This window comes from Delftia sp. RIT313, from assembly GCF_000632165.1.
GTDB lineage: Bacteria > Pseudomonadota > Gammaproteobacteria > Burkholderiales > Burkholderiaceae_C > Comamonas > Comamonas acidovorans.
This window is the reverse complement of record NZ_JFYT01000036.1, coordinates 1-22,733: the sequence shown is the minus strand read 5'-3', so window position 1 is coordinate 22,733 and position 22,733 is coordinate 1. Positions and strand designations below refer to the sequence as shown.

At 65.3% G+C, this 22,733-nt stretch carries 26 protein-coding genes; 14 read left to right on the top strand and 12 right to left on the bottom strand.

Annotated elements, in window-relative coordinates:
• Positions 1-44 precede the first annotated feature (44 nt).
• The gene (gene ppk2 / locus BW39_RS08985; RefSeq protein WP_043821211.1) at positions 45-965 is read right to left on the bottom strand and encodes a polyphosphate kinase 2; all 921 of its coding nucleotides are present in this window, start codon (positions 963-965) and stop codon (positions 45-47) included.
• Between the two features lie 114 nt (positions 966-1,079).
• The gene (corA, locus tag BW39_RS08980; RefSeq protein WP_012206223.1) at positions 1,080-2,054 is read right to left on the bottom strand and encodes a magnesium/cobalt transporter CorA; all 975 of its coding nucleotides are present in this window, start codon (positions 2,052-2,054) and stop codon (positions 1,080-1,082) included.
• Positions 2,055-2,278: 224 nt separating this feature from the next.
• Here corA and BW39_RS08975 point away from each other — a divergent pair, with 224 nt between their 5' ends.
• Together BW39_RS08975 and BW39_RS08970 are read left to right on the top strand one after the other, a co-directional pair.
• Positions 2,279-2,980: an alpha/beta fold hydrolase gene (locus BW39_RS08975; protein WP_161786981.1), complete on the top strand. Its 702-nt coding sequence runs from the start codon at positions 2,279-2,281 to the stop codon at positions 2,978-2,980.
• 274 nt (positions 2,981-3,254) lie between these two features.
• Positions 3,255-4,148, top strand: a complete 894-nt coding sequence (locus tag BW39_RS08970; protein ID WP_013801845.1) for an amino acid ABC transporter substrate-binding protein — start codon at positions 3,255-3,257, stop codon at positions 4,146-4,148.
• A 31-nt stretch (positions 4,149-4,179) separates the two neighbouring features.
• Here the strand turns inward: BW39_RS08970 and BW39_RS08965 are convergent, their stop codons facing one another.
• The 6 genes from BW39_RS08965 to BW39_RS08940 all read right to left on the bottom strand — a co-directional run bounded on the left by BW39_RS08965 (position 4,180) and on the right by BW39_RS08940 (position 10,193).
• A complete protein-coding gene (locus tag BW39_RS08965; protein ID WP_043821210.1) occupies positions 4,180-5,547 on the bottom strand; it encodes an LLM class flavin-dependent oxidoreductase in 1,368 nt (455 codons plus the stop codon).
• Positions 5,548-5,594: 47 nt separating this feature from the next.
• Entirely contained in the window at positions 5,595-6,320 is a 726-nt protein-coding gene (locus BW39_RS08960) for an ABC transporter ATP-binding protein (RefSeq protein WP_043821209.1), read from the bottom strand.
• Complete coding sequence (locus BW39_RS08955) at positions 6,317-7,180, bottom strand: ABC transporter permease (protein ID WP_043821206.1); 864 nt, start codon at positions 7,178-7,180, stop codon at positions 6,317-6,319. Before BW39_RS08955 ends, BW39_RS08960 begins: the two co-directional genes overlap by 4 nt.
• A 19-nt stretch (positions 7,181-7,199) precedes the next feature.
• Entirely contained in the window at positions 7,200-8,192 is a 993-nt protein-coding gene (locus tag BW39_RS08950; protein ID WP_034395739.1) for an ABC transporter substrate-binding protein, read from the bottom strand.
• Between the two features lie 112 nt (positions 8,193-8,304).
• A complete protein-coding gene (locus BW39_RS08945; RefSeq protein WP_012206218.1) occupies positions 8,305-8,610 on the bottom strand; it encodes an NIPSNAP family protein in 306 nt (101 codons plus the stop codon).
• Between the two features lie 26 nt (positions 8,611-8,636).
• A complete protein-coding gene (locus BW39_RS08940) occupies positions 8,637-10,193 on the bottom strand; it encodes a methyl-accepting chemotaxis protein (RefSeq protein WP_043821204.1) in 1,557 nt (518 codons plus the stop codon).
• Between the two features lie 206 nt (positions 10,194-10,399).
• On the opposite strand from BW39_RS08940, the gene BW39_RS08935 reads away from it, so the two are divergent.
• Positions 10,400-10,663 (top strand): VF530 family DNA-binding protein, encoded by a 264-nt coding sequence (locus BW39_RS08935; protein ID WP_043821202.1) that lies wholly within the window; start codon positions 10,400-10,402, stop codon positions 10,661-10,663.
• A gap of 103 nt (positions 10,664-10,766) precedes the next feature.
• The gene (locus BW39_RS08930; RefSeq protein WP_152547208.1) at positions 10,767-11,267 is read left to right on the top strand and encodes a hypothetical protein; all 501 of its coding nucleotides are present in this window, start codon (positions 10,767-10,769) and stop codon (positions 11,265-11,267) included.
• 35 nt (positions 11,268-11,302) lie between these two features.
• On the opposite strand, the gene BW39_RS08925 is transcribed toward BW39_RS08930, so the two are convergent.
• The gene (locus BW39_RS08925; RefSeq protein WP_043821199.1) at positions 11,303-12,004 is read right to left on the bottom strand and encodes a pentapeptide repeat-containing protein; all 702 of its coding nucleotides are present in this window, start codon (positions 12,002-12,004) and stop codon (positions 11,303-11,305) included.
• A 435-nt stretch (positions 12,005-12,439) separates the two neighbouring features.
• On the opposite strand from BW39_RS08925, the gene BW39_RS08920 reads away from it, so the two are divergent.
• From BW39_RS08920 to BW39_RS08895, 6 genes are read left to right on the top strand one after another with little or no spacing between them, the layout of a single operon-like run.
• On the top strand, positions 12,440-13,282 hold the full coding sequence (locus BW39_RS08920) for an STAS domain-containing protein (protein WP_043821197.1): 843 nt from the start codon (positions 12,440-12,442) through the stop codon (positions 13,280-13,282).
• A gap of 7 nt (positions 13,283-13,289) precedes the next feature.
• Entirely contained in the window at positions 13,290-13,664 is a 375-nt protein-coding gene (locus tag BW39_RS08915; protein ID WP_012206213.1) for an STAS domain-containing protein, read from the top strand.
• Positions 13,654-14,058, top strand: a complete 405-nt coding sequence (locus BW39_RS08910) for an anti-sigma regulatory factor (protein WP_012206212.1) — start codon at positions 13,654-13,656, stop codon at positions 14,056-14,058. Before BW39_RS08915 ends, BW39_RS08910 begins: the two co-directional genes overlap by 11 nt.
• Positions 14,059-14,105: 47 nt before the next feature.
• Complete coding sequence (locus BW39_RS08905) at positions 14,106-15,092, top strand: ATP-binding protein (RefSeq protein WP_235264180.1); 987 nt, start codon at positions 14,106-14,108, stop codon at positions 15,090-15,092.
• Positions 15,089-15,949 (top strand): sensor histidine kinase, encoded by an 861-nt coding sequence (locus tag BW39_RS08900; RefSeq protein ID WP_043821193.1) that lies wholly within the window; start codon positions 15,089-15,091, stop codon positions 15,947-15,949. Before BW39_RS08905 ends, BW39_RS08900 begins: the two co-directional genes overlap by 4 nt.
• A gap of 45 nt (positions 15,950-15,994) precedes the next feature.
• Positions 15,995-17,956: a hybrid sensor histidine kinase/response regulator gene (locus tag BW39_RS08895; protein ID WP_043821191.1), complete on the top strand. Its 1,962-nt coding sequence runs from the start codon at positions 15,995-15,997 to the stop codon at positions 17,954-17,956.
• Here BW39_RS08895 and BW39_RS08890 read toward each other — a convergent pair.
• Positions 17,928-18,824 (bottom strand): LysR family transcriptional regulator, encoded by an 897-nt coding sequence (locus BW39_RS08890; RefSeq protein ID WP_013801859.1) that lies wholly within the window; start codon positions 18,822-18,824, stop codon positions 17,928-17,930. The two genes, BW39_RS08895 and BW39_RS08890, sit on opposite strands and share 29 nt — an antisense overlap.
• Positions 18,825-18,964: 140 nt before the next feature.
• On the opposite strand from BW39_RS08890, the gene BW39_RS08885 reads away from it, so the two are divergent.
• From BW39_RS08885 to BW39_RS08870, 4 genes are all read left to right on the top strand, one after another.
• Positions 18,965-19,960, top strand: a complete 996-nt coding sequence (locus BW39_RS08885) for an NAD(P)H-quinone oxidoreductase (RefSeq protein WP_097202034.1) — start codon at positions 18,965-18,967, stop codon at positions 19,958-19,960.
• 167 nt (positions 19,961-20,127) lie between these two features.
• Positions 20,128-20,433, top strand: coding sequence for an antibiotic biosynthesis monooxygenase family protein (locus tag BW39_RS08880; RefSeq protein ID WP_043821188.1), 306 nt, complete (start codon positions 20,128-20,130; stop codon positions 20,431-20,433).
• A 217-nt stretch (positions 20,434-20,650) separates the two neighbouring features.
• Positions 20,651-20,926, top strand: a complete 276-nt coding sequence (locus BW39_RS08875; protein WP_043821187.1) for a type II toxin-antitoxin system ParD family antitoxin — start codon at positions 20,651-20,653, stop codon at positions 20,924-20,926.
• Complete coding sequence (locus tag BW39_RS08870) at positions 20,923-21,231, top strand: type II toxin-antitoxin system RelE/ParE family toxin (RefSeq protein ID WP_043821185.1); 309 nt, start codon at positions 20,923-20,925, stop codon at positions 21,229-21,231. The genes BW39_RS08875 and BW39_RS08870 overlap by 4 nt, the downstream gene beginning before the upstream one ends.
• A gap of 49 nt (positions 21,232-21,280) precedes the next feature.
• Here BW39_RS08870 and BW39_RS08865 read toward each other — a convergent pair whose 3' ends face one another.
• Positions 21,281-21,919 (bottom strand): LysE family translocator, encoded by a 639-nt coding sequence (locus BW39_RS08865; RefSeq protein ID WP_013801864.1) that lies wholly within the window; start codon positions 21,917-21,919, stop codon positions 21,281-21,283.
• Positions 21,916-22,733, bottom strand: an 818-nt coding sequence (locus tag BW39_RS08860; RefSeq protein WP_235264179.1) for an MFS transporter, incomplete at its 5' end; no start/stop codon positions are given. The genes BW39_RS08860 and BW39_RS08865, both read right to left, overlap by 4 nt.

Genomic DNA, 22,733 nt, shown 5'->3' with positions numbered 1-22,733 from the left:
AAAGCGGGTAGAGAGGGGGAAGGCGCGAAGCGCCTCAGGGGGTGTCAGTACTTGTCCGGAACGTACATGTGCTGGGGAACGGGGTTGCGTGTGTATTCGGGATTGCGCGTGCGCTCTGGCAGCACGATGGCCGGGTGCTCTATCTCTTCGTAGGGCAGCTGGGTCAGCAGGTGGGAGATGCAGTTGAGCCGGGCCTTCTTCTTGTCCACGGCCTGCACCAGCCACCAGGGCGCCTCGGCGATGTGGGTGCGCTCCAGCATGGCTTCCTTGGCCTTGGTGTAGTCCTCCCAGCGGCGGCGGCTCTCGAAGTCCATGGGACTGAGCTTCCACTGCTTGAGCGGGTCGTGCACGCGGCCGAGAAAGCGCAGGTGCTGCTCGTCGTCGGTGATGGAGAACCAGTACTTCACCAGCGTGATGCCCGAGCGCACCAGCATCTTCTCGAACTCGGGCACGGAGCGGAAGAACTCCTCGTACTCCTCGTCGGAGCAAAAGCCCATCACGCGTTCCACGCCCGCGCGGTTGTACCAGCTGCGGTCAAAGAGAACGATCTCGCCGCCCGCAGGCAGGTGGGAGACATAGCGCTGGAAATACCACTGCGTGCGCTCGCGGTCATTGGGCGCGGGCAGGGCGGCCACGCGGCACACGCGAGGGTTCAGGCGCTGGGTGATGCGCTTGATCACGCCGCCCTTGCCGGCCGCATCGCGGCCCTCGAAGAGGATGACCACCTTTTTCCTGTGGTGCTGCACCCAGTCCTGCAGCTTGACCAGCTCGCCCTGCAGGCGCAGCAGTTCGCGAAAGTAGGTCTGGCGGCTCACGGAGTCGGCACCGTCCAGATCGTCGCCACCGCTGCTCAGGCGGGCGTCGTCTATCTCCATCTCCAGTTCTTCGTCGTAGCTGTCGAGCAGATCGCGTTCGATGCGCTGCATCAGCGAATCATGGTGGTCAGGCAGAAGTTCGTCGTACATGGTGGGGAATCCGGGCGTCCAGGAGTTGGCGCCTGGGATGGTGGCGTGGATGTGTGACGCGGCTGTGACGGTGCGGCTGGGTGAATACCCTGGCACCGCTCGCCTTCCCGCCGCCTACAGCCACCCCGCCTTGCGGAACTTGTAGTAGAGCAGGCCGCAAACACCCAGCACGAACAGCAGTGCGGCCGGATAGCCGTATTGCCACTTCAGTTCGGGCATGTTCTCGAAGTTCATTCCCCAGACGCCGAAGAAGGCCGTGCAGATGGCGAAGATACTGGCCCAGGCTGCCAGCCGCTTGGTGACTTCGTTTTCCTCGATGGACACCATGGACAGGTTCACCTGGATGGCCGTGCCCACGGTGTCGCGCATGGTGTCGATCTGGGCGTTGATGCGGCCCAGGTGATCCATCACATCGCGGAAGTAGTCCCTGGAGCCCACGCAGATCTGGGGGACGCGCCCGCCGTTGAGCTTGCCCACGGCTTCCAGCAGGGGGGCCACGGCGTGCTTGAGGTCCATGGCGCGGCCCTTGAGTTCATACAGCTGCTTGATGTTGTCGCGCGCCGCGCCCTTGGTGAAGATCTGCTGCTCGATCTGCTCGAGCTCCACCTCCAGCGCGTCGATGATGGGAAAGTAGCGGTCCACCACCGCATCCATCAGCGCATACAGCACAAAGCCCGAGCCGTGGCGCAGCAGCTCGGGCTCGCTCTCGCAGCGCTCGCGCACGCCCAGGAAACCGCGCTTGCTGCGGTTGCGCACCGACAGCACGTAGTTGGAGCCCACGAACACATCGACCTCGCCGTGGTTGAAGTGCCCGGGCCGCTCGGGCTCGGGCTCCAGCAGGTGCATCACGGCAAACAGCGAGCTGCCGTACTCCTCCAGCTTGGGCCGCTGGTGGCCGTGCAGCGCATCCTCCACGGCCAGGGCGTGCAGGCCGAACTCTTGGCGCATCTCCTCCAGCTCGGCCGGCGTGGCGTCCGCCAGCGCCACCCAGACGAAGCAGCCGGGCCGCTCTATGTAGTTGCTGATGTCGGCGACGGGAATGTCCGCCAGCTTGGCCCCGTTTTCGTAGGCGACGCAGTTGATCAGCATGGGATATCCCTCGGTAATTCTGGTGCTGGTGATCCTGCCACAACGGGGGAGGGCGGATAGCCTGGAGCAGGTCCGGGGCTGCCGCACATGCGGGCGCCAATCAAGGGCGTGCTTCGGCTATGGTTGGGCCTTTGAGGGAGCGATGTCCGATGAGGGGAGTGAGTGCTGGAGCGGGTGAGAACAAGGGGCAGAGCCATGGCCAGGGCCAAGATTTGCCCAGACTGGTGATCCTGCCTGGTCTGGACGGCACAGGCTTGCTGCTGGCGGAGTTCGCGCAGGTTCTGTCCACGTTCTTTCAGGTGCAGGTCATCACCTATCCGACGGATGAGCCGCTTTCCTATGACGAACTGCTGGGCCATGTGCGAGCCCGTCTGCCCGCCGGGCCGTTTTTGCTGATCGGCGAATCGTTCTCGGGACCGTTGGCGTTGCGCCTGGCGGCGGAGCACCTCACGCGGGTTCGGGGCGTCATTCTGGGAGCCTCGTTCGCACGCCTGGATTTGCCCTTGAAGTCAGTCCTTTCTAGCCTGTCTGGGCTATTGGCATGGGTCCCGGCGGCATGCGCTCCGATGTGGCTGCTCGATGGAGTGCTGAGCAATGGCCATGCGACAGCGTCCGGGCGCGCCTTGCTCAAGCAGGCCCTGCAGACGGTTGCTCCGGTGGTTTGGGCGGGCCGCGTCCGGCAGGCTCTGGAGGTTGATCTGCTGGCGCAGGGCGTTCGTGTGCGGCAGCCCTTGCTTTATCTGCGAGCCAGCCACGACAGGCTGATGCCAGCCAATGCGGCGGGCCTTGTGGCATCCATATCCGGCAATGCGCGCATTGAAAGCATTGCCGGGCCGCATTTCATTTTTCAGGCGGAGCCCCAGGCTTGCACGAAGGCCATCGTGGCGTTTCATGAGGCCTGTGTTGCCATGGCCGCGCCACGATAGGTCGGCTTTGCCTCAGACAGCCAACGCCTTCTCCCACTCGCCGCCCCTGCCAGCTCCCCGAGCCCGCAATGCCCGCGCAGCATGCGGCTGTCGTCTTCCTTGCGGAACAGGCCGCGCTTTTGCAGCATGGGGAGGACTTCGCTGGCGAACGATTCGAACTGCTGGATGAGGATGGGGGCGCGTAAGCCCAGGTTTGCACATCTGGTAACAATACGTGTATAACCTGTCACGACACTGCTGGGCGCCGCCCAGCGCCTGCGATCCAAGGACTTCGATGATCTTTCGCCAGTGGGGAATTGCGTTGGGTGCGTTGGGCCTGTCGGCCTTGAGCGGTGTATCTGCAGCCGGTGTGCTGGACAAGGTCCAGGCCGGTGGCGCGCTGGTGATCGCGCACCGGGAATCGTCGGTCCCCTTCTCCTACATCGACACGCGCAGCGGCAAGCCCGTCGGTTACGCGCTGGATCTGTGCCTTCGCCTGGCCGAGGCGGTGCGCAAGCAGACAGGCAGGAAGGACATGAAGGTGGAGTTCCTGATGGTCACGCCCGCCAATCGCATGGCCGTGATCGAGCAGGGCAAGGCCGACATGGAGTGCGGCTCGACCACGAACAACGCGCAGCGGCGCCAGACCGTGGCGTTCACGGTTCCCCATTTCATCACCGGCGCCCGGATGCTCGTGAAGGCCGAAAGCACCATCAACGCGATGGAGGATCTCAAGGGCAAAAAACTGGTTTCCACCAAGGGCACCAGCCCGATGGCCCTGGTGACGCAGGCCAACAGGCAGCGCCTCATGGGCATCACCATTGTGGAGGCCCCCGATCACGCGAGGGCCCTGGAGATGGTGGAGAAGGGCGAAGCCGACGCGTTCGTGATGGATGACGTGCTTCTCAACGGGCTGGCCGCTGCACGGCCCGATCCACGCGCCCTGAAGGTGGTGGGCAAGTTCCTGTCCACCGAACCCCTGGCCATCATGCTGCCGAAGGCCGATACCGCGTTCAAGAAACTGGTCGATGAAGAGATGAAGCGGATCATCACCAGCCGCGAAATCCACCCCATCTACGAGAAGTGGTTCCTGCAGCCGATTCCACCCAGCTCCACGAATCTGAACCTGCCGATCAGCTACCTGCTGCGCGACTTCTGGAAGTACCCCACGGCGGACATTCTGCTGTAGGCCTGTCTGTGCAGCCGCAGCGCCGCATCGGTCAAGCCGCCAGCGCTTGCTCCCTTGGGCGCGCGGCTGGGGCATCACCTGCCCCCGTCGCCGCCAGCTCCCCCAGCCCGAAATGCCCGCGCAGCGTGCGGCTTTCGTATTCCTCGCGGAACAGGCCGCGCTTGCGCAGGATCGGCACGACTTCGCTGGTGAACAGCTGGAACTGCTGGTTGAGTATGGGCGGCATGACGTTGAAGCCGTCGGCCGCGCCGTGCCTGAACCAGTCTTCGATGATGTCGGCCACCTGTTCGGGCGTGCCGGCCACGGCCAGGTGGCCGCGGGCGCCGGCCAGGCGCTTGAGCAGGCCGCGCAGGGTGAGGCCGTCGCGCAGGCTGGTTTCCACGTAGCCCACGGCGCGGCTGCGCGAGGCTTCGACCTTGTCGGGATCGGGGAAGTCGTCGCGCGTGAGCAGGCGGTCCAGCGGCACGGTCGAGAAGTCGTGGCCGCCAAAGCGTGCGGACAGGCGGGCCAGGCCGACCTCGATGCTGGTCAGGCTGTCGAGCTCTTCCCAGACCTGGCGCGCCTCGTATTCGGTGGAGCCTATGGCGGCGCTGATGCCGGGCAGGATCACGATGTCCTGCGGGCGGCGGCCCAGCTGCTGCGCCTGTCCCTTGATGTCGGCATAGAAGGCCTGGGCCGATTCCCGCGAGCCGTGGGCCGTGAAGATGGCCTCGGCCCATTGCGCGGCAAAGGCGCGGCCGGACTCGGACTGGCCGGCCTGCACGAAGACGGGCCGGCCCTGCGGGCTGCCGGGCACGTTGAGCGGGCCGCGCGTGCGGATGTATTTGCCCTCGAAGTGGACGGGCCGGATCTGCGATGCGTCGAGGAACTGGCCGGCCGCCGTGTCGTCCAGCAGGGCGCTGGCCGGAAAGCTGCGCCACAGCGCATCGACGGCGGACACGAATTCCTCGGCGATGCGGTAGCGGTCGCCGTGGTCCACGTTGTCGGCCAGTCCGAAGTTCAGGCCCGCGTTGGGCGCCCAGGAAGTGACGATGTTCCAGCCCGCCCGCCCCTTGGACAGATGGTCCAGCGAGGCGAACTGGCGCGCCAGCGTATAGGCATGGCTGTAGGTGGTGGAGGCGGTGCCGATCAGGCCGATGCGCTCGGTGCGCAGTGCCAGTGCCGTCAGCAGCACCAGGGGGTCCAGCAGGCCCGAGGTGATCTGCTGGCCGTTCTCGGGCCCGACCAGGCTGTCGGCCAGGAAGACGGCGTCGAATTTGGCGGCCTCGGCGATGCGTGCGGCATCGACGTACAGCTCCAGGTCGGTGAGCGCCTTGCGGTTGGCGCCGGGATGGCGCCAGGCGCCTTCATGGTGGCCGCGCGTCATGAGGAACAGGTTCAGGTGCAGTTGCCGAGACATGGGAGCAGTCCTTTGTTGTGTGGGTTGTTTCGCGGGCGGGGCCGGCGTCAGGCGATCTCTGTCTCGACGCCCAGGCTGCGCAGCAAGGTGGCGCGCAGCTGCACGAAGGCAGGATGGTCGGGGCGGCGGGGATGGGGCAGGTCCACGGCGTGGTCCTCGGCGATGCGGCCATCCCTGAGCACCAGGATGCGGTCGGCCAGCAGCAGGGATTCGTCCACGTCGTGCGTGACGAGGATGACCGTGGGCCGTATGCGCTCGACCAGGCGCAGCAGCAGGCCGTGCATGCGCATTCGCGTGAGCGCGTCCAGCGCGCCGAAGGGCTCGTCGGCCAGCAGCACGTGCGGGTCGCGCAGCAGGCTGCGGGCCAGCGAGGCGCGCTGCTTTTGCCCGCCCGACAGCGTGGCGGGCCAGGCGCCGGCCTTGTCCTGCAGGCCCACATCGGCCAGGATCTGCTCGGCTGCAGGCCGCACGGCGCGGGCGTCCAGACCCAGCGTGAGGTTGTCCAGCACCGACAGCCAAGGCAGCAGGCGAGCATCCTGGAACAGCACGGACACATTGCCCTGCGCACTGGCCGCGCCGCTGGACTGCGCATGGCCGTCCAGCCCGGCGAGCGCGCGCAGCAAGGTGGTCTTGCCCGAGCCGGACTCGCCCAGCAGGGCCACGAACTGGCCCGGGGCAATGTCCAGGTCGATGGCGTCCAGCACGTTCTTGCCGCCAAAGCTGCGCGTGAAGCGCTGCAGCCGCACGGCGCCCGGGGTGGGGTGATGGCTCATGATCCCAGCGACCTCCGGTAGGACAGCACGTGCGCCTCGACGCGGCGCACCACGGCGTCGGACAGCAGGCCCAGCAGGGCGTAGATGAGGATGCCCACCACGATCACATCGGTCTGCCCCCAGTCGCGGGCGCGGTTCATGAGGTAGCCGATGCCGGTCTGCGTGTTGATCAGTTCCAGCACCACCAGCGCCGTCCAGCACAGCGACACGGCAATGCGCAGGCCCACGAAGAAGCCCGGCAGCGCGCCCGGCAGCGCCACCTTGCGGATGAATTCGGCGCGCGACAGGCCCAGGGTCTGGGCCAGCTCCACATGGCCGATGTCGATGCCGCGCAGGGCCGCGTGGGTATTGATGTAGACGGGCACCAGCACGGCCGTGAAGATCAGAAAGATCTTCATGGACTCGCCAATGCCCAGCCAGATGATGGCCAGGGGAATCAGCGCCAGCGTGGGCACGGCGCGCTTGATCTGCACCAGGCCGTCGAGCAGGGCCTCGCCCGTGCGCGTCAGGCCCGATGCCAGGGCCAGCAGCACGCCAGCCACCACGCCCAGCAGCAATCCGCTGTAGGCACGGCCTGCCGATGCCAGCAGGTGGGGCAGCAGGCTGCCGTCGGCCACCATGCCGTAGCCGGCGACCAGGGCCTGCGAGGGCGCGGTCAGCGTCTCGGGCGACAGCCAGCCCAGGCGCGAGGCCGCCTCCCACAGCACCAGCAGCAGGCCGGGACCCACCAGCAGCGCGCCCTGCGACAGGCGCGCGGGCACCAGTTGCACGGCGGCCCGGGGGGCGGGCGCGGATTGAGCGGTGGCTGCGGTGGCCGGTGCCAGACCGGCCGCGTTGATGTCCAGTTGCGCTTGCGTCATCGTGTGTTTTCTGGCCGGTTCATCGGTTGGCCACGATCACGCGGTCGTAGGTGGACACGAAGGAGCCGGCCGCATCCAGCCGCTGCGGCAGGCTGCCGGCGGCGTGCAGGATGTCGATCAGCTTCTGGTGGTGCGGCTGCGCCTCGGCGGCCGTCTGGAACAGCAGGTCGGACTGCGATGCCAGGATGGCCGCCGTGCTCTCCGCATCGATGCGCTGGAACTGCGTGTAGTAGTGGCGGCCCCATTCCTGCTCGTGGCCATTGCTCCACTTGCCTGCGCGCACGAAGGCGCCCAGGAAATCGACGATGGCCTGGGACTTGGCCGGGTCGGCCAGCACGTCGGGCCGGGCATAAAGGTACGAGGTGGCGGGCAGCAGCGTGCGCTCCTGAGGATCGGGCACGGGCCGCGCGCCGATCTGCTTGCCCAGGCGCGTGACATGGGGCTCCATGAGCACGGCCACGTCCACGGCCTTGGCGCGCAGCGCGTCGTTGAGTTCGGCCACGCGCAGGTTGACCAGCTTCACGTCGGCCAGCGTCAGGCCCGCGCGTGTCAATGCCTCGATCAGGAAGACCTGGCGGCCCGAGCCTTCCACATAGCTCAGGCGCTTGCCGCGCAGGTCGGCCAGGCGCTCTATGCCTGCATCGGCGCGCTGCACCAGCCGGTACTGGGCGCGCTCGCGCGTGAAGGTGGCGATGATGGGCAGCTGCACGCCGGCGGCGCGCGCCTGGATGGGCGGCGTGTCGCCCACATAGGCAATGTCCAGCGCGCCTGCGCGTATGGCCTCGAAGATGGCCGGGCCGCCCGCGAAGTTGGGCAGCTCCAGCTGAAAGCCCAGGCGTTTGCGCTCGCCGCTGGCGTCCAGCAGGTGGCGCAGCAGCTCGCTCTGGTCGGCAACGACCAATCGGGTCCTGGGGTCGGCCGCAGCCCGTGCGGCGGTGGTGGAAGCCAGGGCGGCAGCGGCCAGCAGAGACGGGCCGGCCAGCAGGAAACGACGCTTGTTCACGCGCTCCATCCTCAAAAGATTGCAATGGGATGGATGCTAGTTAGCGTGCTTCAGTTGTGAAAATACCGATTCCGTATTTGCAAACGCGCGCCACGCACATGGGCGTGGCGCGGGGGGAGGTTCAGCCGAACACCGGGCGCATGAAGCTGCGCTCGTAGCTCAGGATGCAGCGCGTGTCCTCCGCGTAGCGGAAGGCGGCCTGGCACTCGGGGTCCTGCATGGACTTGATGCGGTACTCCTCGTACAGCGCCATGCTGGGGAAGCTGAACATGGCCAGCGCCACATTGTTGGCGCCTTCGGACGGCAGGAAGTAGCCGTGGTGCTTGCCGCCGAATTTCTCGACCAGAGGAATCCAGGTTTTGCCGTACTCCTCGAATTCCTTGGCCTTGAACGGGTCGATGATGTAGCGCAGGTAGCAGGTGATCATGTCTGAAAAGAGAAGGGAAGCGAAGCCTAGAGTTTGAACGATGCCGTCAGGCGGGAGAGCTTCTCCGACTCCTGCTGCAGCACCTGCGTGGCGGCCGAGGACTGCTCCACCAGTGCGGCGTTCTGCTGGGTCACGCGGTCCATGTCGGTCACGGCATGGCCCACCTGCTCGATGCCGGTGCTTTGCTCGCGGCTGGCCGAGGCGATCTCGGTCACGATGCCTGTGATGTTGCGCACCGTGGTGACCACTTCGCGCATGGTCTGCCCGGCCTGGTCCACCAGGGTGGCGCCGGCATCCACACGCTCCACCGAGGCCTGGATCAGCGTCTTGATCTCGCGCGCGGCCGAGGCGCTGCGCTGCGCCAGGGTGCGCACCTCGCCCGCCACGACCGCGAAGCCGCGCCCCTGGTCGCCAGCGCGCGCAGCCTCCACGGCCGCGTTCAGCGCGAGGATGTTGGTCTGGAAGGCGATGCCGTCGATCACGCCGATGATGTCCACCACGCGGCGCGACGAGGTATTGATCTCGCCCATCGTGCTCACCACCTGGTCCACCACGGTGCCGCCGCGCTCGGCCACCGCGCAGGCGCCCGAGGCGATCTGGCTTGCCTGCTGCGCGTTTTCCGCGTTCTGGTGCACGGTGGCGGTCAACTGCTCCATGGACGCCGCCGTTTCCTCCAGCGAGCTGGCCTGCTGCTCCGTGCGCTGCGACAGGTCCAGGCTGCCCGTGGCAATCTCGCCGGCCGAGCGGTGGATGATGCCCGCCGTGTCATGGATGCGCGTCACCAGTTGGCGCAGCTGCTCGCTCATGCGCTGCACCGCCGCGATCACGCTGCCTTCCGGTGCGTGCGATGCCCCCTCCAGCCCGGTTTGCGACAGATCCCCGGCGGCGATGCGGTTGGCGATCGCTGCCGCCACGGCCGGCTCTCCGCCGATGGCCTGGAGCACGCTGCGCGTGGCCATCCAGGCGATCAACGACAGCAGTGCGCCCAGCACCGCCAGCGCCGCCACCGACTTGATGATGGTGGCGATGAAGGCCTGCTGGATGTCGTCCACATAGTCACCCGCGATCAGGTCCCAGTTCCAGGAGGTGGATCGCTTGGCATAGGCCAGCTTCTCGCTGGGCTCCTTCGCGCCGGGACGGGGCCACCAGTAGGTGAGGTAGCCGTTGCCCTGGGCAGAAGCGCCCACGGCGGCAATGCTGCGGTAGAGGTAGCTGCCCTTGGCGTCCTGGAATCCGGCCATGTTCTTGCCGTTGATGCCCGGGCTTGCGGGGTTGTTCAGCACCACGGAATCCGTCGTGATGCTGGTGATGTAGCCCGCACCACCGGCATAGCGCAGCTGCCCCACGCGGGCAATGGCCGTGGCCTTGGCGTCTTCTTCAGGCAGCTTGCCGGCCTTGGCCTCTGCCGCAATGGCGGCAATCAGGCTGTCTGCCGAATCGACAAAGTCCCGCAGCGCCTGCTGCCGGGCCTCATAGGCCTTGCTGCGTGCCTGGTAGGCGTTGAACAGGGTCAGCGCAAGCAGCGCCAGCAGGCAGAAAACCAGCGGAGCCAGCAGTTTCTGGCGAAGGGACAGGGCAGGCATGGAAGCGGGTTCGAAGAAGAGGCAGGGACGCCGTGAATGCTACAGAAACTTCTTCTTTGGTTTCATGTGTTTACAAATTTTTCCGCGCTCGCACAGTGCCGGCGCGGCCCCGTTTCTGTGGAACCTGTCCTGCCGCTGCCAACCTCGGCACCAGCGCGTGCACCGCACTGCCAGGCTTGCGGTTCATCACAAGGGAGAATCACCCCATGCAAGAAACTCCGCCCCCCGCCGCCCAGCCCCGCAATCCGCTGCACGGCCTCACGCTCGAAGCCATCGTCCGTGCCCTGGAGGCCCGCTATGGCTGGCCCGCCCTGGCACGGCAGGTTCCGGTGCGCTGCTTCACGCTGGACCCCAGCGTCAGCTCCAGCCTCAAATTCCTGCGCAAGACGCCCTGGGCGCGCGAGAAGGTGGAAGCGCTCTATCTGGACATGCTGCGCAAGGACAGGCGCAGGCCCGCTTCCACAGACTGAAGGCGCAAGCCGGATGCCACCGGACAAGATGTCCAGTGCGCAGGCACAGGCTGTGCCTATCATCGGCACCGTCTCCGATCCCGCAACCCTTTCAGACACCACCATGACCCAGAGCCAGAACCCTGTCGCCGTGATTGCCTCCGCCATGAAGACGCACGGCATCGTGCCTGCGGATTTCGACATCGCCTCCATCGAGGACGAGTACGCCTTGATGGCGGCACTGCGCCAGCACACCAAGGCCGCCCAGGTCAAATTGTTCGATAGCGGCATTGGCGAAGACAACGAGGCCGACGAAGACTACGTGGCCCTGCTCAAGCGCTTCGCCAAGGCTTGCGGTGGCGCCATCGGCTATGAGGGCATCGAATCCGGCATGGAGGGCGACACCGTCACGCTGCGCTTCCAATCGGGCGGCCAGGAACACAGCTGGTCCTTCGAGCAGGACGGTGACCGCGTCAGCGAGGAGTTCCTGGACTTCATCATTGACCACTCCAAGTCCTGCACGGCGGGGGAGTTCATCAATCTGCTGGACGAGAACTCGCTGCTGACAGGCTTTGTGCCCAAGGACATCTCCAGGCTGCTGTACGAGCACGACATCGTTTACTGAGTGCGGATGGCGGTGGCGGCACGCCCGCCGCGACTTCACATCACGCGCACGCCCAGCCCGCCCACCAGCTCGGCAGCCTGCTCATGCGAGATCAGGCTGCCCTTGAAATGCTGGCTGAGCGAGGCAATCGTCAAGCCGCGCAAGTCCGCCGAGCGCAGGTCCGCGCCATCGAACCGGGCATTCTTGAGATGGGCATCGCGCAGGCTTGCCTTGTGGAAAACGGCATCGCGGAAGTCGCAGCCGGCCAGATCGGCATCGCTGAAGTTCAGGCCTTCCAGCGTTTTCTTGCGGAAGGACATGCCGCGCAGATCGGCACCAATCAGCAGGGACTCATGAAAATCAATGCCCAGGGTTTGCGCACCGCCAAACCTGGCGCCGGTCAGCTTGACTTCAAGAAAGCGCGCTGAGGCCAGCTTGGCCAATTCCCAGTTGGTGTTGTTCAGGTCGCTCTGGCAAAACAGGGCATCCGTCAGGTTGGCCAGCCGAAAATCGGCGCGGCCCGCCTTGCAATGCAGCCAGCGGGTGCCGGCCAGTTGGCAGCTTTCAAAGCAGGTGTCGGCAAAACTGCACTCCACAAATTGCGCGCCCTGCAAATCGAGTTGATAGAGATTCAATCCATCGAATTCGCATTGCTCGAAACCCAGGCCATGAGAGGCTTCTTGTTTCAATAGCTCCGACAAACGGTCCTCATCAAAAATCTGATTGACGATGGTTTTTGTGGAAGGCGTTGTTTGCATGGTCAATATCAGGCATGGCGTATTTCAGAAAGGCTGGGCAGTGTATGGCCTTGCCGCGCCCAGGTGTGAAATGTCCTTGGGATTTTCCAAGGGCATGCATTGCGCAGTTTGACGGATGAGAAAACCTGTGAGCAAACGGGTTGCGGGCTGCTTCCGGTGCCGGCTCCGCCCTCCAGGAAGGGGGGAGCCGGCGTGCCCGCGTCCCCCGTGGCTGCGTACCGGGGGCTTGCTGACCAGGTCGCGGCTTGGCGGACATGCATCTGTCGAAAAACCCCTACAGGAAGATGCTATTTGATATTACAAAATGTGTCTCTCGTGGCGAGGGTGCCAGTAAATAATCTGCAGAAAACATGGTTGGCACGCCAGCTGTATTTTCACCAATGCAGTTCTCTGGCAGCCTCAACGAATAATTTATTTGAAATCCAGCAAATATCTATGACCGGAATTATCCAGCAAACACTCCAAAATGATATTGATGCCTTGATCCATGATTGGATGGCCCAGGCCAGCGCGGGTGATTCCACGCTCGGGAAGAATGCTGAAAAAGATGCGCGCGGGATTATCAACGCCATTGTGGGCGCCTTCGCCTCCGGCGCCGATCCGCAAAGGTTTTCGGACGAGGGCTGGAATCCCGCGCGGCGCCTGCTGGCCGAGCTGTCCCGCACCCGCGCCGCCCAGGGCCAGCGTGCCGGTGAAACCAGCCAGTTCATTCTGTCGCTGAAAAAGCCGCTGTTCGCACACATCCAGCGCGGGCTGTCGGGCGATCCTGCTGCGGCCATCCAGGAAATCTGGAGGGCCACCGTGCTGGTGGACAACATGGCCCAGCACACGGTCAGCAGCTTCCAGCAGGCACGCGAGGAGATCATCATCCGCCAGCAGGAAGAGCTGCTGGAGCTGTCCACCCCCGTCGTCAAGCTGTGGGAGGGGGTGCTGGCCATTCCGCTGATCGGCACGCTGGACAGCAACCGCACCCAGGTGGTGATGGAGTCCTTGCTGCAAAGCCTGGTGTCGACCGAGTCGGAGCTGGCCATCATCGACATCACCGGCGTGCCCACGGTGGACACGCTGGTGGCCCAGCACCTGCTGCGCACCGTGACGGCCATTCGCCTGATGGGCGCGGAATGCATCATCAGCGGCATCCGGCCCCAGATTGCCCAGACCATCGTGCACCTGGGCATCGACATGCGCGACATCACCACCAAGGCCACGCTGGCCGAGGCGCTCAAGCTGGCCATGGGCAAGGCCGGCTGGCGCATCACCCGCCAGACACAGGAGTGAGCCATCCATGGACCGCATTCCAATCCTGCGCATGGGCGATGTGCTGCTGGTTTCCATCCAGATCGACATGCAGGACCAGACGGCGCTGGCGCTCCAGGACGACCTGGCCGAGCGCATCGCGAGCACGGGCGCCAGCGGCGTCATGATCGATATCTCGGCGCTGGAGGTGGTGGACTCCTTCGTCGGGCGCATGCTGGTGACCATCTCGGGCATTGCCCGCATCCTTTCTGCCGCCACCGTCGTGGTGGGCATGCAGCCTGCCGTTGCAATCACCCTGGTGGAGTTGGGCCTGTCCCTTGGCGGGGTCAGGACGGCGATGACCGTCGAGAGGGGAATGGCCCTTTTGCGGGCCCAGCAGTCGGGAGCCACCCTTGGAACATGATCGCAGCGGCCAAATGCCGTTACAAAACGAGCAGCAGATTGTTGCCACGCGCCAAACGGTGCGCTCGCTTTGCCAGATGCTGAAGTTCTCGCTGGTCGATCAGACAAAGATGATTACCGCTGCAAGCGAGCTGTCCCGCAATACGCTGATTCATGGAAAAGGTGGCCACATGAACTGGGCCATCATCGAAGTCAATGGAAAACAGGCCTTGCAATTGATTTTTGAAGACACAGGGCCTGGAATCAAGGATCTGAAAATGGCCATGACCGATGGTTTCACCACCGGCATGGGAATGGGCCTGGGCCTGCCGGGAAGCAAGCGGCTGGTGAATGATTTCAAGATAGAAACCGAGCTGGGTCAGGGCACACGAGTGAGTATCACCAAGTGGAAGTAATCCGGGGCTGGACCCATCGTTCATTTCCAATAGGCGATGCGAGCCGTGTGGGCGAGGTCAGGCGCCATGTGGTTGCACTGGCCTCCGACATGGGCTGGGGCGACGAGGACATGGGCCGTTCGGGGCTGGTGGCGACCGAGCTGGCCACCAACCTGGTGCGGCATGCCCGGGATGCTGAAATCTGGATAGCCGCGCGGCCGCCCCTGCATGACATCGAAATCATCTGTGTCGACCGCGGCCCGGGCATCGAGGACATCGCCACCGCCATGCAGGACGGGGTGAGCACCGGCTCGGGCTCGCCGGGCACGGGCCTGGGGGCCATCTCCAGGGTGGCCGACGACTTCTTCGTCGTCTCCGAAGCCACCGGCACGGTGAGCCTGGCGCGGCTGCGCGAAGGCCGCAGGGCGCCGTCGGCACTGTCGCTGCGCATGGGCGCCGTTTGCCTGGCCGTTGCGCCCGAGACCATCAGCGGCGACGCCTGGGCGGTCAGGTCGGGCGCGGGGCTGGCCGAGGTGCTGGTGGCCGATGGCCTGGGCCATGGGCCGCTGGCGGGCGAGGCGGCCCGGGCGGCGGTAGATGTCTTTGCGTCGCAGAACTGGAATGGGAAAGGGAACGGCGGTGCCGATGCCGCCATGCCGCTGGACGAGTTCGTGGCCCAGGCCCATGCAGCGCTGCGCGGCACGCGCGGGGCAGCCCTGTTGGCGGTGCGCTTCGGCGCACAGGCCGTGCACAGCTGCGGTGCGGGAAACATCAGTGGCAGGCTTTTCAATGGCGTGGCCAGCCTTTCCCTGAGCAGCCAGCACGGCACGGCAGGTGTACAGATCTCGCGGCCCAGGGTGGCCGACTGCTCCAGCCTCGACCATGGCGTTCTGGTACTGCACTCCGACGGCGTGTCTGCCCGCTGGAAGCATGAGGACTATGCGGGCCTGCTGGGCAGGGACCCCGGCCTGCTGGCCGCCTGCCTTCTCTGGCACAACACCCGCAGCAGGGATGACGCCACCGTGGTCGTCCTCAAGGCCGAGGAAGAACAATGAACGAAGACGAGCTCAAAGCCGAACTGGAACTGTGCCGCGCCGAGATCAGGTCCTTGCGCGAGGAGCTGGACGAGACCAATCGCGGCGTGGTCGCGCTTTACGGCGAGCTGGATGTGCAGGCCGAGAAGCTGCGCAAGGCCACCGAACTCAAGAGCCATTTCCTCTCCTACATGAGCCATGAGTTCCGCACGCCCATAGGCGCCATCCGCAGCAACGCGCGCCTGCTGCTGGACCATGTGGATGGACCGCTCACCACCGAGCAGACCCGGCAGGTCGGCTTCATCCAGGAAACCGCCGCCGAGTTTTCCGAGATGGTCAACGACCTGCTCGACCTGGCCAAGATCGAGGCGGGCCGCCTGGAAATCTCGCCGGGCTGGTTCGAGATGATGGATTTGTTCGCTGCCTTGCGCGGCATGTTCAAGGCCATGGCGGACAACGTGGAGTTGAGCCTGGTGTTCGAAGAGCCCGGTGATCTGCCGCGCTTCTACACCGACAACCGCAAGCTTTCGCAGATCCTCAGAAACTTCATCTCCAATGCCCTGAAATTCACGCCGCAGGGTGAGATCAAGGTGTCGGCAGAACTGGTGGGGGACATGCTGGTGAAATTCTCGGTGGCGGATACCGGCATAGGCATCGCCTCGGAATTCCACGACGCGATTTTCAATGACTTCACCCAGGTCGACTCACCCATCCAGAAGCGCCTGCGGGGCACGGGCCTGGGCCTGGCCCTGTCCAAGCAGCTGGCACAGCTTCTGGGAGGCTGGGTGGAAGTGCAAAGCGCCCTGGGCGAAGGCTCGACTTTTTCCGTGATCGTTCCCGCGCATCTTCCGGTCGATACCAAGGATCTGAAGGCCTGATACGGCCAAGCCGGTCTTCATCCCATCAAAAACAACAGGAACATCATGCCCAAGAACACGACTGGAATGATTCTTCCCTCATTCGACCGAAGCCTGCACACCATTCTTGTCGTTGACGACAACCCTGCCACGCGCTACTCCACGGCACGGGTCATCAGGGCGGCGGGATTCCAGACGGTCGAGGCGGAAACCGGGGAAAAGGCCATTGCCCTGTCGGAGACCGGCGTGGCAGCCGTGGTGCTGGATGTGCACTTGCCCGATATCTCGGGCTTTGACGTATGCCGCACCATCCGCGGTGCGCGGCACACCAGCCTGATTCCCGTGGTGCACCTGTCGGCCGAGTATGTGAAAAGCAACCACCAGGTGGCGGGCCTCAACGCAGGGGCCGACGCTTACATGGTGCACCCCGTGGAGCCGCAGCTGCTGATTGCCACGCTGCATGCCCTGATCCGCGCACGCCTGGCGGAAGACGGGCTGCGCCGCAGCGAGTCACGCTTTCGCGCCATCTATGACCAGGCGCCGGCGGCCATGATGCTGGTCAGCGCCGACGGCCTGATCAGCGATGCCAACTCCCAGGCGCAGGCACTGCTGCAGCGCGGCATTGACGACCTGGCGGGCAAGCCGCTGATCGGCTTTGTTCCGCAGGCCGTTCGGGAAAAAGCTACGCAGCAATTGGCCGAAGACCCCGAAAAGTCCTGGCGCGGCGAGTTCCCCATCCTCCCGGCAGACGGGCAGGAGCGCCTGATCTCCTGGAAGTTCTCCGATCCCATCGAGCCCGGCATCCGCCTGGCCGTGGCTCAGGACCTGACGGAGTCCCTGGAGTTCGAGAGGCAGCGCCAGCAGATGCTGGAGCAGGAGCAGGCGGCGCGCGTGGCCGCAGAGCGCATCAGCCGCACCAAGGATGATTTTGTCGCCGTGCTCTCGCATGAACTGCGCACGCCGCTGTCCCTGCTCAACGGGGGCACGCATTTGCTCAAGCGCGCCAACCTCAGCGAGGCCATGCTCAAGAAGGGCATAGATGCCATCGAGAAAGGCGTGAAGGCACAAAGCCGCATCATTGCGGACATTCTGGATATCTCGCGCCTGACGACGGGAAAACTCAATCTGCACCGCGAGGAGGTCAATGTCTGCTCATTGGCCGTGCAAAGCCTGGAGCCGTTGCGCGACAACGCCGCCGACAAGAACATCACCCTGCAGTTCGAGGCGCCGTCCGATGACATCATGGCGTGGATCGATGTCACGCGATTCCAGCAAATCCTGTGGAACCTGGTCTCCAACGCCATCAAGTTCTCCAATGCGCGCAGCGTGGTGAAGGTGGGCCTTGAAATCAGTGACGAAAGCCTGGTGATGAGCGTGGCGGACGAGGGCGTGGGCATCGCGCCAGAATTTCTTCCCCATGTCTTCGAGCGCTTCTCGCAGGCCTCCGCCCCCGCCACCCGTGGGCATTCCGGCCTGGGATTGGGGCTGTCCATCGTCAAGCACCTGGTGGAGCTGCATGGGGGCACCGTGCGTGCCCACAGCGAAGGCGTGGGCCGTGGCGTCACCATGCGGGTGGAGATTCCGCTGCACGAGGCAAGCGCCTCCCAGGCCGACCCGATGAATGCGCATCTTGAAAATGGCGAATCCCTGGAAGGCAAGGACATCGTCATCGTTGAAGACAATGCGGACACCAGCGAAATGCTGAAAGTGGTGCTGACCGACCAGGGCGCCACCGTCAGGAGTGCCGAGAACTTCGACCAGGCCATGGCCCTGGTCCAGGCGCAGTGGCCCAGCCTCATCGTCAGCGACATAGGGCTGCCGGGAAAGGACGGGTTCCAGCTGGTCAAGGCCCTGCGCGAAGCGGAGGCCGCGCACTTTGGCGGAACAAGACAGGTGAAGATCGTGGCGCTCAGCGCCTTTGCCCGGGAGCAGGACCGCACCCAGGCGCTGCAGGCAGGCTTTGACCACTATCTGGAAAAGCCGCTGCAGCCGCACCTCCTCATCCGGGTGCTGCTGGAGCAGGGCTGATCGTCTGGCCCAGCGCCTGGGCCAGGAACTCGGCCGTGACGCGCACCCTTGTCGTGCGCTGCAGATCGGGGTGCATGACCTGCCAGACCTCGTAGTCGTCCGAGCGCTGGCGCTGGGGCCAGATGCGCAGCAGGCCTTCGCGCTCGCCCATGCTCACGGGCATTTCGCCCAGGCCGATGCCGGCCGCCACGGCCTTGCGCACCAGCAGGCTGGAGTTGGCGGCCATGGCAATCCGGGCCTGGCGCGCGGGCACATCGACCATGGTGGGAACGGGCCGCTGTTCCAGAAAAGGGCCATAGACCACGAGGTGGTGGCCGCGCAACTCGTCCTCTGCCGACGGCTGGCCAAAGCGCGCCACGTAGGCTGCGCTCGCAAACAGTCCCACGGGCCAGGCGACCACGCGGCGCACCACCAGCTCGGGTGCCTCGGGGCGAACGTTGCGAAACGCGATATCGGCCTGGCGGCGGCCCAGGTTCAGCATGTGCGTGGATACCTCCAGATCCACGCGGATGCCGGGCCAGCGCTGCTGCAGGCGCTCTATGGCGGGCAGCAGGAATTCGGTGGCGATCGAGTCGGTGCTGGTCACGCGCACCAGGCCGGCCGGGCTGTCGTCCAGCCCCTCGATGCGCGTGCGCAGGTCCAGCGCCGCGCCTTCCATGCGCCGCGCGGCGCCCAGCGCGGCCTCGCCGGCGGCGGTGAGCAGGTAGCCATCCCTGGCGCGCAAAAACAGCTTGCTGCCCAGCTCGGCCTCCAGCGCGTTCAGGCGCCGGCCCACGGTGGCCTGGTCCACGCCCAGGCTGCGCGCGGCGGCGCGCAGGGAGGGCGTGCGTGTCAGCGCGAGGAAGATGCGGGTGTCATCCCAGTTCATGGCGGTTTTGGTGATGCAGATTTGCAGCACTGTAGAGCGAAATCGCTGCGTTTGAGCGGCTTGAAGCAGTCGTAAGCTTTGGGTATCGGACCGTCAACCCTTTTTTGAATACTCACTGCGCAATGAAAGACAGCACAAGCATGCAAGCCATTGTTTTCGACGACTTCGGCGGCCCCGAAGTGCTCGTGGCCCGCGACGTGGCCCGGCCCGAAGTCCGGCCCCATGACCTTCTGGTGCGCAACGCCGCGATTGGCGTGAACCGTGCCGATGTCTCCCACCGCAAGGGCGCCTATGGCCGCGCCCACTTTGGTGAATCCGACCTCATGGGCCTGGAGATCGCCGGCACCGTGGTGGAGGTGGGCGCGCAGGTGCAGGGCTTTGCCGTGGGCGACCGCGTCATGGGCATCGTGGGCGGCGGCGCTTATGCCGAGCTGTCGCGCATCGACTACCGCATGGCCATGCATGTGCCCGAGAGCCTGTCGCTGACCGACGCTGGCGCGGTGGCCGAAGTCTTCGTCACCGCGCATGAGGCGCTGTTCCACCTGGCCAGCCTGCAGCCCGGCGAATCGGTGCTGATCCACGCGGCGGGCAGCGGCGTGGGCTCGGCGGCCGTGCAGCTGGCGCATGCGGCCGGCGCGCGCGTGTTTGCCACGGCCAGCGGCGACAAGCGGGACGCCGTCACGGGCCTTGGCGCCGACGTGTTCATCGACTACCGCAGCGAAGACTTCCAGGCCGTGGTGGCCGACAGGACGGGCGGCAAGGGCGTGGACGTGGTGGTCGATTTCATTGGCGCCCCCTACCTGGAGCGCAATATGCGCTCGCTGGGCATGGGCGGGCGCATGGTCTGCGTGGGCCTGCTGGGCGGCGCGCTGGCGGCGGCCGTGCCCATGGATGTGCTGCTGTACAAGCACCTGCGGATCTTCGGGACGGTGATGAAGTCGCGCCCGCCCGAAGTCAAGCAGGCCATGGTCCAGCGCTTCGCCCAGCGTTGGCTGCCCGCGCTGGCGGCCGGCACCATCCGCCCGGTGATCGACAGCACCTACCCGCTGGCCGAGGCCGCGCAGGCGCACCGGCGCATGGAATCGGGCCAGAGCGTGGGCAAGCTGCTGCTGATCCCTGAGCAGGCAGGGCAGTAAGGCGCCTGCCCGGGGCGCGCATCCCCTGGGCAGGAATCCTCAAGTTCTGCAATATTCCAAGTCTCTGGATGCGCGCAGCCCCTGCGCGCATCCAGTCTCTCAACCAGGAGCGATGACCCCGGCCGCCCTCCTGCGCCGACATCGAGCCGCCTCTCCAGGAGATATCCATGATTGTTGAAATTGCCGAACTGAGGGTCGATCCTGCCAGGCACGAGGAATTCGGCCAGGCCCTGACCCAGGCCGTGGCCGACGTGCTGTCCAAGGCCGGTGGATACCGTGGGCACAGCATTCTTGCCTGCATGGAAACGCCCGGCCGCTACGTGCTGCAGGTGAACTGGGAGACCCTGGAAGACCACACCGTGGGCTTTCGCGAGTCACCCGCTTTCGCGCAGTGGCGCGCCATCATCGGCCCGTACTTTGCGCAGGCACCGCATGTGGAGCATTTCGTGGTGAGGGATGCGCGGGCGAACTGAGCCTGGCATCTGCGGCCGCGCCGCCCGCCCTTCGTGGGCGTGGCGGGCGTTGCGGGCGTGGCGGGCGCTGGGGGCGGGCTTGCATTCGCCTCATCCTCTTGCATACGCAGCGTTTCAGGGCTGGTATGGCACGTCGGCAGCAATGTATTGATTTGATAACTGTTGATAAATGCGCTAGGCTTTGTTGCAGTTTCAAATCCCACGAGGAGGGCGCAGCATGATTTCTGCAGATTTGGGCAAGCAACTCGAAGGCTATGTCCAGCAGCTTGTCGACACCGGGCGGTATGGATCCAAGAGCGAAGTGTTGCGTGAGGGGGTTCGGCTGGTGCAGGACAGGGAAACCAGGCTGACTGCGCTCGACGCGTCCATCAGGCGCGGATTGGCTGACGCGGACGCGGGGCGCACAAAGCCAGCTGGCGCTGTGTTCGACAGACTGGAAGCCAAATACCGCGCAATGACCGAACAGGCCGAAAAGAACAACCAGTCCGCATGATTGTTGAATTCACGGGCAATGCGGAATGCGACCTGGAGCACATCGCTGACTACATAGCTCAGGACAATCCGCGCCGCGCACTGTCATTCGTGCAGGAGTTGCGTGACAAATGCGAAGCCCTGGCACGCAGGCCATTCGCTTTTCCGCTGGTACCCCGGTATGAAGGCCACGGCATTCGTCGGCGCGTGCATGGCAACTATCTGATCTTCTACCGCGTGGCCGAGGAAGAAGAGCGGACCATCATTCTTCACATCCTGCACGGCGCAATGGACTACGCCGCTGTTTTGTTCGAAGAGGGTGAGTAGCAGCGGGCCAGCCCGTGCGAGCAATTGCGAGCAAGGGCTGCGCACGCACTCAGCCCAGCTTGTGCCGTGTCCTGAGCAGTCCCACACCCAGCGCGATGAAGGTGCCGCCCACGATGCGGTTGAACAGCTTGGCGTGTGCCACCAGGTGGCCCTTGATCAGGGAGATGAGCAGCACGTAGCAGGCGTGCGAGATCAGGGCGCAGACCGCGAAGGTGGTGGTCAGCACCAGGTACTGCGTGAGCAGCGGCTCGCCCGGGACGACAAACTGGGGAAACAGCGCCGAGAAGAACAGGATGGCCTTGGGATTGGTCAGCGACACGCCCATGCCCTGGGCCACCAGTTGCCAGTTCTTGCGCTCGCGCCGCTGGGTGGGGGCCAGGCCCGCATCGCTGCCCAGCAAGCCGTCCTTGCTGCGCCAGCGCTTGACGCCCAGCCAGATCAGGTACATGGCGCCCGCCACCTTCATGGCCAGAAATGCATGGGCCGACATGGCGAGGATGGTCCCCATGCCGATCATCGCCAGCCCGGACACCACAAAGATGCCGACCGAGCTGCCCAGCGAGCTCAGTGCCGTTCGCCTTGCGCCCACGTCCACCGAGTTGGAGATGGCCAGCAACACGGCGGGGCCGGGGGTGAAGCACATCAGCAGCGAGACGCCGCAGAAAACAAGCCAGTGGGCGATGGTCATGATCGGGGGGAGGTCGGTGGGGGAAGACAGCCAACATTCTCGTGCAATTGGGGGGTCTTCGCGGCCTTGGCGTTGCCAATGGCACCGGCCCGTGCAAACAGCTGCATGGCCCAGCCCGCGCAGGCCGCCGCACAAGCCCAGACCAGCCCCCAGCCCTGGGCCGACAGCAGATGCGGTATGGCCAGGGGCACCAGAAAGCAGACCGCGAACACGGAGGTATTGGCCATGCCCAGCGCCGTGCCCGCGCGGGCCGCACCGGCCAGCCCGGCCAGCTGCGTGTAGGCCACGCCATGCCAGGCGGACACGCAGATGCCGCAGATGCCCAGCATCACCATGAGAGCCCCACCCATCGCAGCAGACCCGGCCGGGTGGCCGGCCCAGCTCAGAACCGCAAGGCCCGTGAACAGCGCCAGGGTGAGCTGGCAGCAGGCGCGCAGAAAGGCGGGCCTGTTCCGGTGCCTGTCGGTCCAGCGGCCGCTCCAGATCCGCAAGGCCATGGAAGCCAGTTGCACGACCGACATGAGGGCCGCTGCCGCGCCCAGCCCCAACTGGGCATGGTCATGCAGGAACACCGTACCGAAGGACAGCACGGCGAACTGCGGGGCGCACAGGATGCCGATGCCAGCGGCCATGCGCCAGGCCTGCAGATCGCGCAATGGGCCGGGCGTGGTGGTTATGGCATGGTCCGGCGCGGCGGCCTTGCTTCGAAGCGGTGACTGCGGCGGCTCCTGAATCCACAGCGCGGCGCGGCCCAGGATCAGGTCCATGGACGGCAGGGCCGGCAGGCCAAGGGCCTGCGCATCCAGCGGCCTGA